This is a genomic window from Streptomyces sp. NPDC001889 (assembly GCF_053594535.1).
The window spans coordinates 100417-115840 of record NZ_JBSFER010000025.1; the positions used below are offsets into that span (position 1 = coordinate 100417).

Genomic DNA, 15424 nt, shown 5'->3' on the forward strand with positions numbered 1-15424 from the left:
AGGCTGGATGTGCCCAGGCCTCCCGACGGGACCGGGTGTACCCAGGCCTCCCGACGAGGCTGGATGTGCCCAGGCCTCCCGACGGGACCGGGTGTACCCAGGCTTCCCGACGGGACCGGGTGTGCCCGGGCTCGTTCCGCCGGCAGGGCCGGGGGTGGCGAGGTCTCCCGGGGAGGCCGGGGGTGGCCGGGCTCCGCTCCGTCGGGCAGGCCGGGGGTGGCCGGGTCTGCCGGCGGGAGGGAGGAGACGGTCAGCCGTTGCCGTTCAGGACCGGGGCGTGCGCCGCGCCCGCCGCCTTCGCGGCATTGCGGACCGCCCCCGCCACCGCCCCCGCCACCTTGTCGTTGAAGACCGACGGAATGATGTAGTTCGGATTCAGCTCGTCCTCCGTCACCACATCCGCCAGCGCACTCGCCGCCGCGAGCATCATCTCCGTGTTGACGGTGCGCGACTGAGCGTCCAGCAGCCCCCGGAACACCCCGGGGAAGACCAGCACATTGTTGATCTGGTTCGGGAAGTCGGACCGCCCGGTCGCCACCACCGCCGCCGTCCGGCGGGCGATCGCCGGGTCCACCTCGGGATCGGGATTCGCGAGCGCGAACACGATCGCCCCCTCCGCCATCGCCGCCACATCCTCCGCGCCCAGCAGGTTCGGCGCGGAGACCCCGATGAAGACATCGGCGCCCACCACGGCCTCCTTGAGGGTGCCGGTCACCCCTTCGGGGTTCGTGTTGTCGGCGATCCAGCGCAGCGGCGACTCCGGCGCGGCGTCGACCAGGTCGGCGCGGCCCGCGTGGACCACACCGTGGATGTCCGCGACGACCGCGTGCTTGACGCCCGCGGCGAGCAGCAGCTTCAGGATGGCCGTGCCGGCCGCGCCCGCGCCGGACATGACGACCCGTACATCCCCGACCCCCTTGCCGACCACCCGCAGCGCGTTGGTCAGCGCGGCGAGCACCACGATGGCGGTGCCGTGCTGGTCGTCGTGGAAGACCGGGATGTCCAGGGCCTCCCGCAGCCGCGCCTCGATCTCGAAGCAGCGGGGCGCGGAGATGTCCTCCAGGTTGATCCCCGCGAAGCCGGGCGCGATGGCCTTGACGATGGCGACGATCTCGTCGGTGTCCTGGGTGTCCAGGCAGATCGGCCAGGCGTCGATCCCGGCGAACCGCTTGAAGAGGGCCGCCTTGCCCTCCATCACGGGCAGCGAGGCCATCGGGCCGATGTTGCCGAGCCCCAGGACGGCGGAGCCGTCGGTGACCACGGCGACCGAGTTCCGCTTGATGGTGAGGCGGCGGGCGTCCTCGGGGTTCTCGGCGATCGCCATGCAGACCCTCGCCACACCGGGGGTGTAGATCATCGAGAGGTCGTCGCGGTTGCGGATGGGGTGCTTCGACTGCATCTCGATCTTGCCGCCGAGGTGCATCAGGAACGTACGGTCGGAGACCTTCCCGAGGACGACGCCCTCGATGTCGCGGAGTCCTTCGACGATCTCCTCGGCGTGCGCCGTGGAGGTGGCCGCGATGGTCACATCGATCCGCAGCTTCTCGTGGCCGGAAGCGGTCACGTCCAGGCCGGTCACGGAGCCGCCGGAGGACTCCACGGCCGTGGTGAGCTGGGAGACCGCGGTACCGCTCGCGGGGACCTCCAGCCGGACCGTCATCGAATACGAGACGCTGGGCGCCGTTGCCATGACCGGGTTCCTCTGCTTTCCCTAGCTTCATTGCTATGCGCCCGGCCCCGGGCACCCCGGGGCGGACGCACTCCGATGGTCGCACCTACCAGCCGGTAGCCGGTAATAGTGGTCGTTTTGTTTCTGGAAGAAACTTTCCACTATGCGGAATACCGCGACCGGACCATCCCAGCACAGCAGCAGGCCCGTGCCCCACCGAGAGTGGGACACGGGCCTGAAGAGACGCTGAAAGTGGCACCGACCCGCCATGCTCGCCTCGCGGCAAGTGGTCGCTCTGAGCGACGAAGGTTGGGCCCGGGGGCTTGGATCGAGCCGGTGCCACCCCCAGGCTAACAAACCACCCCGGCAAGTGATTCCTTCTCGGCGGGTTGACTCCTCGTCACTCCCGTGTCTGCTCCGGGCGGGTCTGCCCCCGGCCGCCCTGGCCCCGCTCTCCGCCGGGCCGCTCGCGTCTGCGCCCGCCCTGCCGTCTGCCGCGCGGCGGACGGCCTCCCTGACCGCCCTGGCCACCCTGGCCGCCCTCACGGGCCTGCTCGCGGCCCTGCTCACGGCCCTGCTCGCGGGTCTGCTCGCGCGGCTTCTCCCGGAACCGCTCCCGGAGCCGGTCTCCCACCCGCTCGGCGAGCAGCTCCGGCACCCCCTCCGCGTCCGGCTCGTCCCGGCTCCCCGAGACCACCGTCAGCTCCTGGGTCGCCCGGGTCAGTGCGACGTACAGCACACGCAGCCCGACGGGCGTGCCGTCGGCGATCTCCGCGGGCGAGACCACGACGGTCGCGTCGTACTCCAGCCCCTTCGCCTCCAGCGAACCGAGCGCCACCGCCCGGTCCCCCAGCCCCTCCAGCCAGCGCGCGGCCTCCTCGCGGCGGCTCATGGCCACCACGACGCCGACGGTGCCGTCGACCCGGTCGAGGAGCCGGCGCGTCTCCTCCCGCACGGTCTCGCCGAGGTCGCGCCCGCCGACGGCCGTGAAGCGGGGGACGACCCCGGTGGAGCGGACCGCCGCCGGGGACTCCATGTCCGGCATCGCCAGCGCCAGCACCCGGGCCGCCAGCGCGGCGATCTCGGCCGGGTTGCGGTAGTTGACGGTGAGCTGGAAACGGCGGCGCGGACGGGTGCCCAGCGCCTCGTCGCGGATCTCCGCGGCCTCCTGGGGCTCCGGCCAGGAGGACTGGGCCGGATCGCCGACGACCGTCCAGGTGGCGTGGCGGCCCCGGCGGCCCACCATGCGCCACTGCATCGGGGTGAGGTCCTGTGCCTCGTCGACGATGACATGCGCGTACTCGGTGCGCTCGGCCGCCAGCCGCTCCGCCCGCTCGCGCTGGGTCTCCTCGCGCTGGGGCATCAGCTCCTCCAGACCGGTGAGCTGGTCCAGCGGGTCCAGCTCCCGCTTGCGCCGGGGCCGGGCCGGCGCCCCCAGCAGGGCCTGGAGCTCGTCGAGGAGGGCGACGTCGTGCACGGACAGGGGGCCCTTGCCGTCCTCGCCCGCCCGCTTCAGCGAGCGCGCCAGCCGGCGCACCTCGCCCTGGTCGAGAATCCGTCGCGCCCACCGGCCGAGCCGCCGCTCGTCGGCCATGGCGGCGAGCACCCCGCGCGGGGTCAGCTCGGGCCACCACTCGTCCAGGAAGGAGCGGAAGCTGTCCTCGCCGCTGACGTCCTCGTCGAAGGAGGAGCGCAGTTCGGCGGCGAGTTCGGGATCGCTGTGGCGGCCCGCCGAACCCGACCGGGTCCAGAGCGCGTCCAGCAGCAGCCGGCGGGCGCGCGGGCGCAGCAGATTGACCGGCGCGGTGCCGCTGAGGACATTGGCCCGGATACGGCGCAGCTCGGCGGCCTCCAGCTCCAGCCGGCGTCCGAAGACGACCACCCGCAGCCGCTCGGGCGTACCGGCGGCCTCCTCCTCGCCCAGCATCAGCTGGCCGTCCCGCACGGTCACCGTCGGCCCCGGGCGCTCCAGGGCGCCCCGGGCGGCGTGGCGGAGGACCTTCAGCATCCGGGACGAGCCCTTGACCCGCGCCACGGCGGGTTCGTCGTAGACGGTGGCCTCGGCGCCGTCGACCAGATGGCCCACCGCGCGGATGGCGACCTGGCCCTCCTCGCCGAGCGAGGGCAGCACGCCCTCGGTGTAGGCGACGAGCAGCGGAGTGGGCGAGACGATGAGGATGCCGCCCGCGTACCGTCTGCGGTCCTGGTAGAGGAGGTACGCGGCCCGGTGCAGCGCCACCGCCGTCTTGCCGGTGCCGGGGCCGCCCTCCACATGGGTGACGGAGGCGGCGGGCGCCCGGATGACCAGGTCCTGTTCGGCCTGGATGGAGGCGACGATGTCCCGCATGGTGTGGCTGCGGGCCTGGCCGAGCGCGGCCATCAGCGCGCCGTCGCCGATCACGGGGAGGGCGGCGCCGTCGAGCCGCGCGGTCAGCTCGGGACGCATCAGGTCGTCCTCGACCCCGAGGACCCGGCGGCCCTTGGAGCGGATGACCCGGCGGCGCACCACCCGGCCCGGCTCCACCGGTGTCGAGCGGTAGAAGGGGGCGGCGGCGGGGGCGCGCCAGTCGATGACCAGGGGCGTGTAGTCGGTGTCCAGCACCCCGATCCGGCCGATGTGCAGGGTCTCGGCGATGTCGGCGGTGCTGTCGGGGCGCACGGCGTCGTCGGCCGGCTCCACCGAGGTGTACGCGCCGTCCGGGCCGCGCTGTCCGTCCTTGCCCGGCAGCAGGTCGATCCGGCCGAAGAGGAAGTCCTCGAATTCGTTGTTGAGGCGGCTGAGGTGGACGCCCGCGCGGAAGACCTGGGCGTCCCGCTCGGCGAGCGCCCCGGGGGTGCCGACCTGGCCGAGTTTGGCGGCGTCCTTCATCAGGAACTCCGCCTCGTCGATCTTCTCCTCCAGCCGGCGGTACACCCGGTCGAGATGTTCCTGCTCAACGGCGATCTCTCGGTCCCGGACGGAGTCCTCGGGGGTGGAATGTCCCCGGACGGTGTCTCTTGCGACCTGATCGACAGCGTCGACAGCGGCTTCCTGCGCGGCCACCGAGGCCCCCTTCTGACGTGCACTGGGCAGCCGCCAACCGTACGCGAAGGGGGCGAATCTGTCAGGCGTCGACCTCCACGAGCTTTCTGCCGTCGAACGTACGCACCTCGAAACGGTCGATGTCCGCGCGGGGCATGGCGGCTCCGCCGTGGACGTAGAGCGGCTCACCCGACGTTCCGTTCGGGCCGTCCGCCGGGCCGTAGCCGCGGCGGGGGACGGCCCAGGAGGCCACGATCTCCTCCTCGCCGCTCCTGGAGACGGCGATCAGCGAGCACTTGAGCGGGCCCGTGACATTCCTCAGCTCCAGGACGGTGTGGGTGCCCCACTCCCTCTCCTCGGTGCCGACGGTGGCCCGGACGCGGGTGGTGGAGTCGGTGGCGGTGACCTTGGCGTCCATGGTGCGGAGGGAGGTGTCCTCGGCCGGGGGCGCCTGCGCGGCGGGGGCGGCGGCGTCGGCGGTGACCACGACGGCGGTGAGCGGGCCGCCGACGATCAGGGCCCCGGCGACGGCGATCAGGCACAGGGCGCGGCGGCGCCTGGCGGCCCGCTGCCCCGCGACCTCCGCGAGCAGCCCTTCGAGCACCCGCCCGCCGGGCGGGGCGGGGGCGCGGGGCGGGGTGGCCGGGGGCAGCGCGGCGAGCACGGGCTCCATGCCGGAGAGCTCCTCCAGACGGGCCGCGCAGACATCGCACCCGACGAGATGGGTCTCGAACACGGAGGCGTCGGTGTCGTCGAGCACCCCGAGCACATACGCGCCGACCGCGTCGTGGACGGACTCGTGCTCGTGCCCGCTCATGCCGTGACCCCCCTCTCCTCCAGTGCGAGCTTCATCGAACGGAGGGCGTAGAACACCCGGGAGCGGACCGTCCCGCTGGGTATGCCGAGGGCCTCGGCGGCCTCGTTGACCGTACGTCCCCTGAAGTACGTCTCCAGAAGGACTTCCCGGTGCGCGGGAGTCAAATCATCGAGCGCGTCCGCGAGCGTCATCAGCCAGAGCGCCCTGTCGATCTCGTCCTCGGCGGGGATGACGTCGAGCGGCGACGGATCGACCTCCCTCGGCCGGGCCTGGCGGCTGCGGTGCCCGTCGATGACGATCCGGCGGGCGACCGTCACCAGCCAGGGCCGGACGGAGCCGGTCGTCCGGTTGAGCCGGCCGGCGTTCTTCCAGGCGCGGATGAGGGTCTCCTGCACCACGTCCTCGGCGCGCTGGCGGTCGCCGGCGACAAGGCGCAGGACGTAGGCGAGGAGGGGGCCGGCGTGGTCGCGGTAGAGCGCGCGCATGAGGTCCTCGTCGGGCGCGGAGGGGGCACGGAGCGGTTTCCCGCCGCGATGGCGGGCCCTGCGCGGACGGTCGTCGGCCACGGCGGCATCCTCGCGCACCCGACCCTCCCGGTCGACCCCCACGACACCCTCATCCGGGAGCCCCCCGCCCACGGGGAGCGGGGTCCTGTGGGCGCGGGGTCGGTGCTCAATCTCCCCCAGAGCTGCCTCTGGGGGTGCCCCCGGAGGTGCTGGGTCCACCCAGCCCCGCCGAAGCCGCCGAGGCAGCTCCACTTCAGCCCCCGCCGGCGATTGACGCAGCACCACTCCAGCCCCACCGCCGATTGACGCAGCACCACTCCAGCCCCGCCGAAGCCCCCCATACAGCACCCCTCACCCCCGCGGACGAGCGACGCAGCACCACTCCAGCCCCGCCGGAGCCCTCCATACAGCACCACTCCAGCCCGCCGGCAAGCGACGCAGCACCCCTCACCCCCGCCGGCGATTGACGCAGCACCACTCCAGCCCCGCCGGCGTTTGAGGCGCGGGGGTTCGGGGGCTGGCCCCCGACCGTGGCCCGCACCGTGCGGGCACCTGTCGCACAGAGTCCGTCCCCAAGTGCCGGACAACCCGGGTTCGCCCGGCGATTGGGGCGCGGGGCCTCGGGGCCGGGCCCCGGGTGTGGGCCGTGCACGGGGCGGAGGTCAGGCGCGGGTCATCGAGGCGGTGCGGCGGCGGTGGCGGGCCACACGCTCCCGGTTTCCACAGACCTCACTCGAACACCACCTCCTCCTCCGCCCCCGCGAACTGTCCAGATACACCCGCCGGCACCCCTCCCCCGAACACTCCCTCAACCCCCCTCTCGCCACCGAATCCGTCAGCAGCTCCACCGCGTCCCGCGCCACCGCCGCCAGCAGCGCCCCGCACTCCGGCGCCGTCCCCAGCACCATCACCAGAGCGCCGCTGGTGTCGTCCCGCACGGCCCGGATCGGCGGCGGCGGCCCCGAGGCCGCCGCGTTCACCCGTTCCAGGGCGGTCGGGGCGTACCGCCCGTCGATCTCCGCCCGCACCACCTGGTTGATCCAGCCGCGCAGTTCCACGAACCGCCCCACCCAGGGGCCGTCCACCGCGCTCACCGGCGTACCTGCGGGAAGCAGCCCCGCGGTCAGCAGCCAGTGGGCGAGCCGGCCGGGGCCCGCGAGGGGTTCGCGTCCGGCCGACTCTCCTGTCGCCATCAGATCCAGGCAGAGCCGGCCCGAGTCGAACCGCCAGTCGTGAGGAGCCGTACCGGTCGCGCCTGTCACCATGCGCCTGTCACCGCCTCAAGGTCACTGCCTCGGGCACTCCGCCGGGTCCGCCACGGGTGCCGCAAAGTCCTGCCGCGGGGTCTTCCCACCAGAGTGCCCGTCCCGGCGGGTGCCCGGAAGCCTTTCCGGCGCGGGCGGCCGGAACCCCTCCCCCGGGAACCCGGCCCGGGCCCGGGCCCGGGCCCGGGCCCGGGCCCGGTTCAGGGGCGGGCCGCGTCCCGTGCGGCGGCGGCCCCGCCGCAGAAGACGGCCTCCAGGGTGCGGGGCAGGGTGTTGAGGACGGCGCTGTTGTTGGAGGTGTTGGCGGCCGAGGTCACCGAGCGGGCGCCGTCCCCGGAGGTGAAGGAGTAGGTGTAGTACCCCTGGACGGTGCCGTTGTGCCCGTACACGGAGACCCCGCAGGAGAGATCGCGGCGGCGCAGCCCGAGCCCGTACCCCTGGGTGCTGTTGACCGCGGTCCACTTCCGCATCTGCGCCAGCCCCGCGGTGGAGGTCAGCTCGCCCCGGAGCAGCGCGGCGAAGAAGGTGTTGAGGTCCCGGGCGCTGGAGATGAGCGCGCCCGCGCTCTGGGCCCAGGACGCGGTCTGGCGGGTGGAGTCGATCAGCGACGCGTTCGCCGAGTCGGGGGTGAGGTACCCCTTGGTGTGCGTGCCGGGAATGGCGGTGGAGGGGTGGACGTAGAAGGTGTCCGCGAGACCCAGCGGGTTGATGATCCGCTCGCGGTAGGCGGCCCCGGTGGAGACGCCGGTGAGCTTCTCGACGAGCATGCCGGCGACCACGAAGTTGGTGTTGGAGTAGGAGTACGCCGCGCCGGGCTGCCCGGTCCTGGGCTCGGCCAGGGAGATGTCGAGCAGTTCCCGGTGGGTGAAGACCCGGTTCCGTACGGCTTCGAAGCCGGCGACGGTACGGGCGAACAGCACGTTGGTGTAGTCGTACAGGCCGCTGCGGTGGCTGAGGAGATGACGCACCGTGATCCGGTCGTCCGGCAGCACCCCGGGCAGATGGCGGGTGACCGGGGAATCGAGGGTGAGCCGGCCCTCGTCCACGAGCTGGAGCAGCACCACGGCCGTGAAGGTCTTGGTGACGCTGCCGACCCGGAAGCGCTCGGCGGCGGTGACGGCCCGTCCGGTGGCGCGGTCGGCGACGCCCTCGGCGAAGGTGCGCACGGACGCGCCGTCCTGGACGCGCGCGAGGGCGCCGGGCGCGCCGTGGGAGAGCGCCGAGCGCAGGGCGGCGCGCAGGGCGACGGCGTCGGGCGCTGCGAGCACGGGGGCGACGGCGTCGGGCGCGGCGAGCACGGGCGCGGAGGAGGACGCCGTCGCGGCGGACCCCCCGCCGGCCGCCCGTACGGGCACCGCCGCCGCGCTCGCGCCCGCCCCCTCCCCCACCGGGACCGCCAGGAGCGACAGCACGGCCGCGCCCAGCGCCGCGCCCCTGCCCACCGTGATCGAGATCATCTGCCTCAGCTCCCGTTCCGCGTTCGACGAACGGCCGCGCGGCGGTCGCGAGCGCGGCTCCCCGTGTGAACGGCGCAATCCGGCGCGGGTTTCGCTCCCGTGCGCCGGACACCCCCGGATGGCAGCGCCCGGGGCGCGGAGGTGCGGGTGGGTGCGGGCGTGAGTGTGGGGGACCCATCCCCCCGTCGCGGGTCCCCCACGGTGGGCGCGTCATCGGCGGCACGGAGCGCCGGCGGCCCGTGGCCGATTCCCCCTGGCACACCGCCCCCGTCGGTGCGGCGCCGTGCGACCCGGATCGATCCGGGTCCCGACCACGGGGCCACTGTCCCGCACGGGCATGGCGGCGAACCTTGCGGAAACCTTGCGCCGGCGGTGCGAGCCGGCGGTGAAGTGCCGGCGGCACCGGCACAAGACGGCCGGGCGGCGCTCAGGCCGCTTCCGGGACGGGCACCCAGTGGCCCGGGCCGCGCTCCAGCCGGCCCGACTCGCCCGCCAGCCCGGCCGCCGCCGCGCACAGGGCATCGAGGCCCCGGTGGCGCAGCCCCCGGCGCCAGACCAGGGAGAGCGGGGAGAGCGGCACGGGGTCGGTGAGCGGGTGCAGCACGGCCTCCGGCATCGCCGGGAAGTCGACGGTCGCCAGCACCGGGCGGCGGGTCTTCGCCATCACCCGCCGGAACTCCTCGGCCCCGACCGCCATCGGCGCGGGCGGCGCGATCCCGATCCCCCGGCCCGCGAAGAGCCGCCGGGCCAGCTCCGTCCACTCCGGGGTGCGCGGGTTGCCGGCCCCCGCGTAGACCGTCTCGCCCGCGAGCGCGTCGAGCGGCACCCGCTCGCGCCCGGCGAGCGGATGGTCGTACGGCAGGATCACCGCCAGCGGTTCGTACCGGACGAGCCGGTGGGCGAGGGGGGCCCGCAGCGCGTCGGCCAGCCCGTGGAAGTAGCCGAAGGAGACATCGAGCCGGCCGGCGGCGATCTCGGCCGCCGCGCCGGTGAGCCCGCTCTCGAAGCGCGCCATCAGCTCGCACCGGGGATCGAGTTCCCGGGCCCTGGCCAGGACACCCGCGCCGCCGCCCGGCTCCACATCGCCCAGCAGGCGCTGAGCCGCGATGTGCGCAGGCTGGAGCGCGAACTGGGCGCCGAGCTGTTCCTCCGTACCACCCGGCGGGTCACCCTCACCGCCGACGGCGAACGCCCATGGGCATGTTCGGCGTCAGCGCGGTGATCATGATCGCCGGGTCGCGGGGCTCGTACGCGCTCGCCGGGGCGGTCACCGCGACCGGCCTGGTGGTCACCGCGCTGGTCGCGCCGTGGACCGCCCGGCTGGTGGACCGGTACGGGCAGGCCAGGGTCGCCGTTCCGGCGGTGGTGCCGGCCGTGCTCGGGGCGCTCGCGCTGGTTCTGTGCGTACGTCTCGACGCGCCCGACTGGACGCTCTTCGCCGCCTGCGCCGCGACCGCCACCGCCACCGCCCCCAACACCGGCGGGATGTCCCGGGCCCGCTGGGCCCGTCTCCACCGGGGCGACCCGGCCGCCCTGCACACCGCGAACTCGTTCGAACAGGCCGCCGACGAGGTGTGCTTCATGCTGGGCCCGGTGCTCGCGGCCCTGCTCTGCTCGGCGCTCTTCCCGGAGGCGGGCACGGTGACCGGCGCGGTGCTGCTCCTCGCCGGGGTACTGGTCTTCACCGCGCAGCGCGCCACCGAGCCCCCGCCCGCCCCGCGCCGCGCGGGCGCCCGCTCCCCGCTGCGCGTATCCGGCGTCCTGCCGCTGCTGCTGGTCTTCCTGGCCACCGGCACGGTCTTCGGCGCGCTGGAGGTCTCCACCCTGGCCCATCTGGACGGCCCGTGGGCGGGCGCGCTGCTCGGACTCCAGGCGGCGGGGTCGGGCGCCGCCGGACTGCTGTACGGGACGCTGCGGCCGGCCCGCGATCTGCCCGGGCGGCTGGGGCTCTGTCTGGGCGGCTGGGGCTCTGTCTGGGGGCGATGGCGGCGCTGATGGTGCTGCCGCTGCTGGCCGCCCGGACCGGCTCGGCGGTGCCGCTGGCGCTCGCGCTGCTGTCGGCGGGTGCCGCGACCGCGCCGGCGATGGTCACCGGGATGACGCTGGTGCAGCGGCTGACCCCGCGCGGCTCGCTGAACGAGGGGATGACCCTCGCGGTGACGGCGATTCTCGGGGGCATCGCGGTGGGCGCGGCGGCGGCCGGGCGGATCGCCGAGGGGCCGGGCGCGGTGTACGGCTATACGGTGCCCGTCGCGGCGGCGGCGGTCGCGGCGCTGCTCACCGTCCCGATCCGGGCGGCTGCGCGCCGGGCGGACCGGGCGGCGGCCGGACAGGCGGGCGGGCCGGAAGGGCAGGCGGGCCGGAAGGGCAGGCGGGCCGGAAGGGCAGGCGGGCCGGAAGGGGCGCGCATGACCTCCGCACCGGCCGGGCGCACGCGGACATGACAGAGGCCCGGCTGCCGTAGCAGCCGGGCCTCTGCCCACATGGGATGAAGTGGAGATGGCGGGAATCGAACCCGCGTCCAACGGTGCGGAATCAGGGCTTCTCCGAGCGCAGTCCGCTGCGATTTTCTCGGCCCCGGAGATCACACGGACAAGTCTCCGACGGGCTCAGTCACTGTTTGATTTCCCCCTGGACCCCGTGACCGGGTCCAGAGGTTTAGTTCCCTAGTTGACGCCAGGAACCGGGTCGGGAACGCTCCCCGGGCTGACGCTCCATGAGTGAAGGTTCGTTCTTACTGCTTATCAGGCAGCGAGAGCGAAGGCTTCGGAGTTATCGCGCTTAGAATTGGCGATTGTTTTTTGCGACATATGGTTTACGAGATCATTGCCGCTTCCTCGGCTCGCTTCACCTGCTTCGACATCCGCTGTCGAAACCGATCATCCCCATGTTTTTTTATCAATGCTTCCCGCGGAAGGGTTGCCCCTCCGGTGGTCGGCAGTGCCATCGTACGTGACCAACGCGGCCACATGCCAGCGTATTCCCGCGATGGCGCGGGTCAGGCCCGCTGACGGCGGCGCACGGCCGACATCGCCCGGTCCGCCTCGCGGCGGTCCTGGCGCTCGCGCAGGGTCTGCCGCTTGTCGTACTCCTTCTTGCCCCGGGCCAGCGCGATCTCGATCTTCGCCCGGCCCTCCCGGAAGTACAGCACCAGGGGCACGATCGTGTGACCGGTCTCCTGGGACTTGGACTCCAGCTTGTCGATCTCCGCCCGGTGCAGCAGCAGCTTCCGCTTCCGCCGCGCGGAGTGGTTGGTCCAGGTGCCCTGGGTGTACTCGGGCACATGGACGTTGTGCAGCCAGGCCTCGTGGCCGTCGATCTGGACGAAGCCGTCGGCCAGCGAGGCCCGCCCCTGCCGGAGGGACTTCACCTCGGTACCGGTGAGCACGAGACCGCACTCATAGGTGTCGATGATCTGGTAGTCGTGCCGCGCCTTCTTGTTCTGCGCGATCAGCTTGCGCCCTGGGTCCTTTTCCTTAGCCATAGTGCGTTCATTTTCGCACTACCCCGCAACAGATTTAAGCCCGAGGATCAGTCGGACGCTCCGGGCGCGGTGCCGAGGCCGTCCAGCACGTTCCTCGCCCGCTGCTGGGCGCCCTCGCCCGCCGGGAGGTCGGGGGCGATGCCCTCGCCGTCCACATCGTGCCCCGCGGGGGTGCGGTAGTGCCCCACGGTCAGCTCCGCCACCGAACCGTCGGGCAGCTCGCTGGGCATCTGGACCGAGCCCTTGCCGAAGGTGCGGGCGCCGACCGTCACCGCCCGGCCCCGGTCCTTGAGCGCCCCGGTGACCAGTTCGGCCGCGCTCATCGTGCCGCCGTCGACGAGCGCGACCACGGGTCTCGCCGTGTCACCGCCCGGCGCCGCGTACAGGGCCCGCTCCTTCCCCCGCACGTCATAGGTGGCGACCAGGCCGCCGTCGAGAAAGGCGGAGGCCGCGTCCACCGCCTCGTGGACCAGACCGCCGCTGTTCCCCCGCAGGTCCAGCAGCACCCCGGCGCCCTCGGGGGCGGTCCGCACCGCCTCCCTGACCCGGGTGCCGGTGCCCCGGGTGAAGGCCACGACCTTGATCACCACGGCCCCGTCGTCGAGCCGCTCGACGGTGACGGACTCGGTGCTCAGGGTCGTACGGGTCAGGGACTGGGTCCAGGAGCGGCCCGCGCGCTCCAGGCCCAGCGCCACATGCGTGCGGTCCCGGCCGCGCAGCAGCCCCACGACCTCGGTCACCGGGCGGCGGTCGACCGCCGCGCCGTCGATGGTGCGCAGCCGGTCCCCGGCCCGGATGCCCGCCCGGCCGGCCGGTCCGCCGGCCCGCACCCGGGCGACCTCCACCCGGCCGTCCCCGGAGCGGCGGGCCCAGAGCCCGACACCGGTGTACTGGCCGTCGAGGGCCTGGCGGAAGGTCTCGTACTCCCGGCGGTCGTAGACCGCGCCCCAGCGGTCGCCGCTGCGGCGGACGGCCTCCCCGGCCGCCCGCGCACCGGACTTGCCGTCGGCCTCGGCCTCGGCCGCGGCCCAGGCGACCGTGCCCTCGTCGGCGGCAGGCCCGGCGGGGGGCGGATCGCCGGCGCGCGGCCCGGGCGGGGGCGCGCCGGTGACGGGAGCGCCGGCGGCGACCGGGGCGAGGGCGCCCGGACCCGACGGCCGGGCGGCGGGCGGGCGGTCCTGGGCGCCCGGGTCGCGCGGGAGGGAGTCGGTGGCCGCCGCGGTGGCCAGAACGGTCACAAAAACCAAGGACAGGCTCGCCCCACGGCTGACGCGGCGGGGCCGGCGGCGGCAGAGATCCGAGCCCGGCATGAGGCCGAGTCTAGGCGAAGCGAAAAGCGCCGTACGGCTGTTGCCGTACGGCGCCCGGGGGTGATCGTCACACCTTGAGGTACTTGCGCAGGGCGATCAGAGCGGCGAAGGCGGGCATCAGCAGACCGATGGCGAGCACCAGCGGCAGCTTGGTGAAGACCGCGTCCCAGCCGATGAACTCCACCAACTGCACCTTGTCCGCGAGGGCGAGGCCGTGATCGATGAGGAAGTAGCGGCCCAGCAGCAGGAAGCCGCAGGCGACCGCGCCGCCGAGCAGCCCGGCGAAAGCGGCCTCCATGATGAACGGCATCTGGATGTAGAAGCTGGACGCGCCGACGAGCCGCATGATCCCGGTTTCACGCCTGCGGCTGAACGCCGAGACACGCACCGTGTTGACGATCAGCATGGTGGCGATGACCAGCATCAGGCCCATCACACAGAGCGCCGCCACCCGCATGCCGTTCATCAGCGAGAAGAGGTTCTCCAGGATGTCCCGCTGGTCCCGGACCTGGTGGACACCGTCGCGCTGCGCGAAGGCGCTCGCCACGACCTGGTACTTCTCCGGGTCCTTGAGCTTGACCCGGTACGACTCCTGCATCTGGTCCGGGGTGATGGTGGCGGCGATCGCCGTGTCGCCGTACTGCTCCTTGTAGAGCTTGTACGCCTGCTCGGCGGTCTCGTAGTGGACCTTGTCGACGATCTCCATCTTCTCCAGGTCGGCCTTGATCTGCTGCTTCTGCTGATCGGTGACCGCGCCCTTGCCGCAGGAAGCGCGATTGGTCGTCGCGTCGTTCTTGTTGCAGAGGTAGATCGAGACGTTGACCTTGTCGTACCAGAAGTCCTTCATCGTGTTGACCTGCTGACTCATCAGCAGCGCACCGCCGAAGAGCGCGAGCGAGAGCGCCACGGAGACAATGACGGCGAAGGTCATGGTGAGATTGCGGCGGAGACCCACGCCGATCTCCGACAGTACGAACTGGGCGCGCATCGCGTGCGTTCAGCCTTTCCTTGCGCTTCTCTGCTCGGTGCACGGCCGCCGGGGCGCGGGGCCCCGGCGTCCGCTCAGTGCTGGTAGCCGTAGACGCCGCGCGCCTGGTCACGTACGAGACGGCCGAGTTCCAGCTCGATGACCCGCTTGCGCATCTGGTCGACGATGTTCTGGTCGTGGGTCGCCATCACCACGGTCGTGCCGGTGCGGTTGATCCGGTCCAGCAGCTTCATGATCCCGACCGAGGTCTGGGGGTCGAGGTTACCGGTCGGCTCGTCGGCGATCAGCAGCATCGGACGGTTGACGAACGCGCGGGCGATGGCGACCCGCTGCTGCTCACCGCCGGACAGCTCGCCCGGCATCCGGTCCTCCTTGCCGCCGAGCCCGACGAGGTCGAGCACCTGCGGCACGGCCTTGCGGATCTCGCCCCGGGGCTTGCCGATGACCTCCTGCGCGAAGGCGACGTTCTCGGCGACGGTCTTGTTGGGCAGCAGCCTGAAGTCCTGGAACACGGTGCCGAGCTGGCGGCGCATGTGCGGGACTTTCCAGTTGGAGAGCCGGGCCAGATCCTTGCCGAGGACATGGACCAGACCGGTGCTGGCGCGCTCCTCGCGGAGGATCAGCCGCAGAAAGGTCGACTTTCCGGAACCGGACGAGCCCACGAGGAAGACGAACTCGCCCTTTTCGATGTCGAGGGAGACATCCCGCAGGGCGGGGCGGTTCTGCTTGGGATAGCTCTTGGAAACACTGTCGAATCGGATCACGGGTGCACCACGGTCGGCCGGGGGTAGGTGTGCGTGACACTACGCGAAGGGGGCTCGCGGGCGCAGTCGGCGGCCGGGCTTGCGCGCTTTGTCCCCTCAGGCTTCCCCCGCGCCGGGGGGAGCGGCCGGGTGGGGCGCGCCG

At 73.1% G+C, this 15424-nt stretch carries 10 protein-coding genes, 1 other RNA gene and 3 pseudogenes; 2 read left to right on the forward strand and 12 right to left on the reverse strand.

Annotation, left to right across the window (positions count from 1 at the left end; all coding sequences use genetic code 11):
* Positions 1–250: 250 nt before the first annotated feature.
* From ACWCRA_RS27640 to ACWCRA_RS27670, 7 genes and pseudogenes are all read right to left on the reverse strand, one after another.
* The gene (locus tag ACWCRA_RS27640) at positions 251–1690 is read right to left on the reverse strand and encodes an NAD-dependent malic enzyme (RefSeq protein WP_351550854.1); all 1440 of its coding nucleotides are present in this window, start codon (positions 1688–1690) and stop codon (positions 251–253) included.
* Positions 1691–2306: 616 nt separating this feature from the next.
* A pseudogene (locus ACWCRA_RS27645) lies at positions 2307–4712 on the reverse strand (HelD family protein); the annotation flags it as partial.
* A 61-nt stretch (positions 4713–4773) separates the two neighbouring features.
* Positions 4774–5508, reverse strand: coding sequence for an anti-sigma factor family protein (locus ACWCRA_RS27650; RefSeq protein WP_351550856.1), 735 nt, complete (start codon positions 5506–5508; stop codon positions 4774–4776).
* Positions 5505–6092, reverse strand: a complete 588-nt coding sequence (locus ACWCRA_RS27655; RefSeq protein WP_451068870.1) for a sigma-70 family RNA polymerase sigma factor — start codon at positions 6090–6092, stop codon at positions 5505–5507. Before ACWCRA_RS27655 ends, ACWCRA_RS27650 begins: the two co-directional genes overlap by 4 nt.
* Before the next feature lie 584 nt (positions 6093–6676).
* Complete coding sequence (locus tag ACWCRA_RS27660; RefSeq protein WP_351550861.1) at positions 6677–7279, reverse strand: CGNR zinc finger domain-containing protein; 603 nt, start codon at positions 7277–7279, stop codon at positions 6677–6679.
* Between the two features lie 200 nt (positions 7280–7479).
* A complete protein-coding gene (locus ACWCRA_RS27665) occupies positions 7480–8736 on the reverse strand; it encodes a serine hydrolase domain-containing protein (protein ID WP_351550863.1) in 1257 nt (418 codons plus the stop codon).
* Between the two features lie 427 nt (positions 8737–9163).
* Positions 9164–9877, reverse strand: a pseudogene (locus ACWCRA_RS27670) (LysR substrate-binding domain-containing protein); the annotation flags it as partial.
* Between ACWCRA_RS27670 and ACWCRA_RS27675 the strand changes: the two are divergent.
* Positions 9845–9958, forward strand: a complete 114-nt coding sequence (locus ACWCRA_RS27675) for a LysR family transcriptional regulator (RefSeq protein WP_451068871.1) — start codon at positions 9845–9847, stop codon at positions 9956–9958. The pseudogene ACWCRA_RS27670 and the gene ACWCRA_RS27675 sit on opposite strands and share 33 nt — an antisense overlap.
* A pseudogene (locus ACWCRA_RS27680) lies at positions 9922–11180 on the forward strand (MFS transporter); the annotation flags it as partial. The gene ACWCRA_RS27675 and the pseudogene ACWCRA_RS27680, both read left to right, overlap by 37 nt.
* A gap of 47 nt (positions 11181–11227) precedes the next feature.
* Here the strand turns inward: ACWCRA_RS27680 and ssrA are convergent.
* The 5 genes from ssrA to ftsE form a co-directional block, all read right to left on the reverse strand.
* Positions 11228–11623: a transfer-messenger RNA gene (gene ssrA / locus ACWCRA_RS27685) on the reverse strand.
* Between the two features lie 111 nt (positions 11624–11734).
* Positions 11735–12220: an SsrA-binding protein SmpB gene (gene smpB, locus ACWCRA_RS27690; protein ID WP_351550866.1), complete on the reverse strand. Its 486-nt coding sequence runs from the start codon at positions 12218–12220 to the stop codon at positions 11735–11737.
* 47 nt (positions 12221–12267) lie between these two features.
* Entirely contained in the window at positions 12268–13530 is a 1263-nt protein-coding gene (locus tag ACWCRA_RS27695; protein WP_451068872.1) for a S41 family peptidase, read from the reverse strand.
* A gap of 67 nt (positions 13531–13597) precedes the next feature.
* Entirely contained in the window at positions 13598–14518 is a 921-nt protein-coding gene (gene ftsX / locus ACWCRA_RS27700) for a permease-like cell division protein FtsX (RefSeq protein WP_351550872.1), read from the reverse strand.
* A gap of 74 nt (positions 14519–14592) precedes the next feature.
* A complete protein-coding gene (ftsE, locus tag ACWCRA_RS27705; protein WP_351550875.1) occupies positions 14593–15282 on the reverse strand; it encodes a cell division ATP-binding protein FtsE in 690 nt (229 codons plus the stop codon).
* Positions 15283–15424 lie beyond the last annotated feature (142 nt).

Bases quoted from the DNA above. Each gene is read 5' to 3' on its own strand.
- ACWCRA_RS27640 (WP_351550854.1), bottom strand. From the start codon at position 1,690: ATGGCAACGGCGCCCAGCGTCTCGTATTCGATGACGGTCCGGCTGGAG.
- ACWCRA_RS27650 (WP_351550856.1), bottom strand. From the start codon at position 5,508: ATGAGCGGGCACGAGCACGAGTCCGTCCACGACGCGGTCGGCGCGTAT.
- ACWCRA_RS27660 (WP_351550861.1), bottom strand. From the start codon at position 7,279: ATGGTGACAGGCGCGACCGGTACGGCTCCTCACGACTGGCGGTTCGAC.
- ACWCRA_RS27665 (WP_351550863.1), bottom strand. From the start codon at position 8,736: ATGATCTCGATCACGGTGGGCAGGGGCGCGGCGCTGGGCGCGGCCGTG.
- smpB (WP_351550866.1), bottom strand. From the start codon at position 12,220: ATGGCTAAGGAAAAGGACCCAGGGCGCAAGCTGATCGCGCAGAACAAG.
- ACWCRA_RS27695 (WP_451068872.1), bottom strand. From the start codon at position 13,530: ATGCCGGGCTCGGATCTCTGCCGCCGCCGGCCCCGCCGCGTCAGCCGT.
- ftsX (WP_351550872.1), bottom strand. From the start codon at position 14,518: ATGCGCGCCCAGTTCGTACTGTCGGAGATCGGCGTGGGTCTCCGCCGC.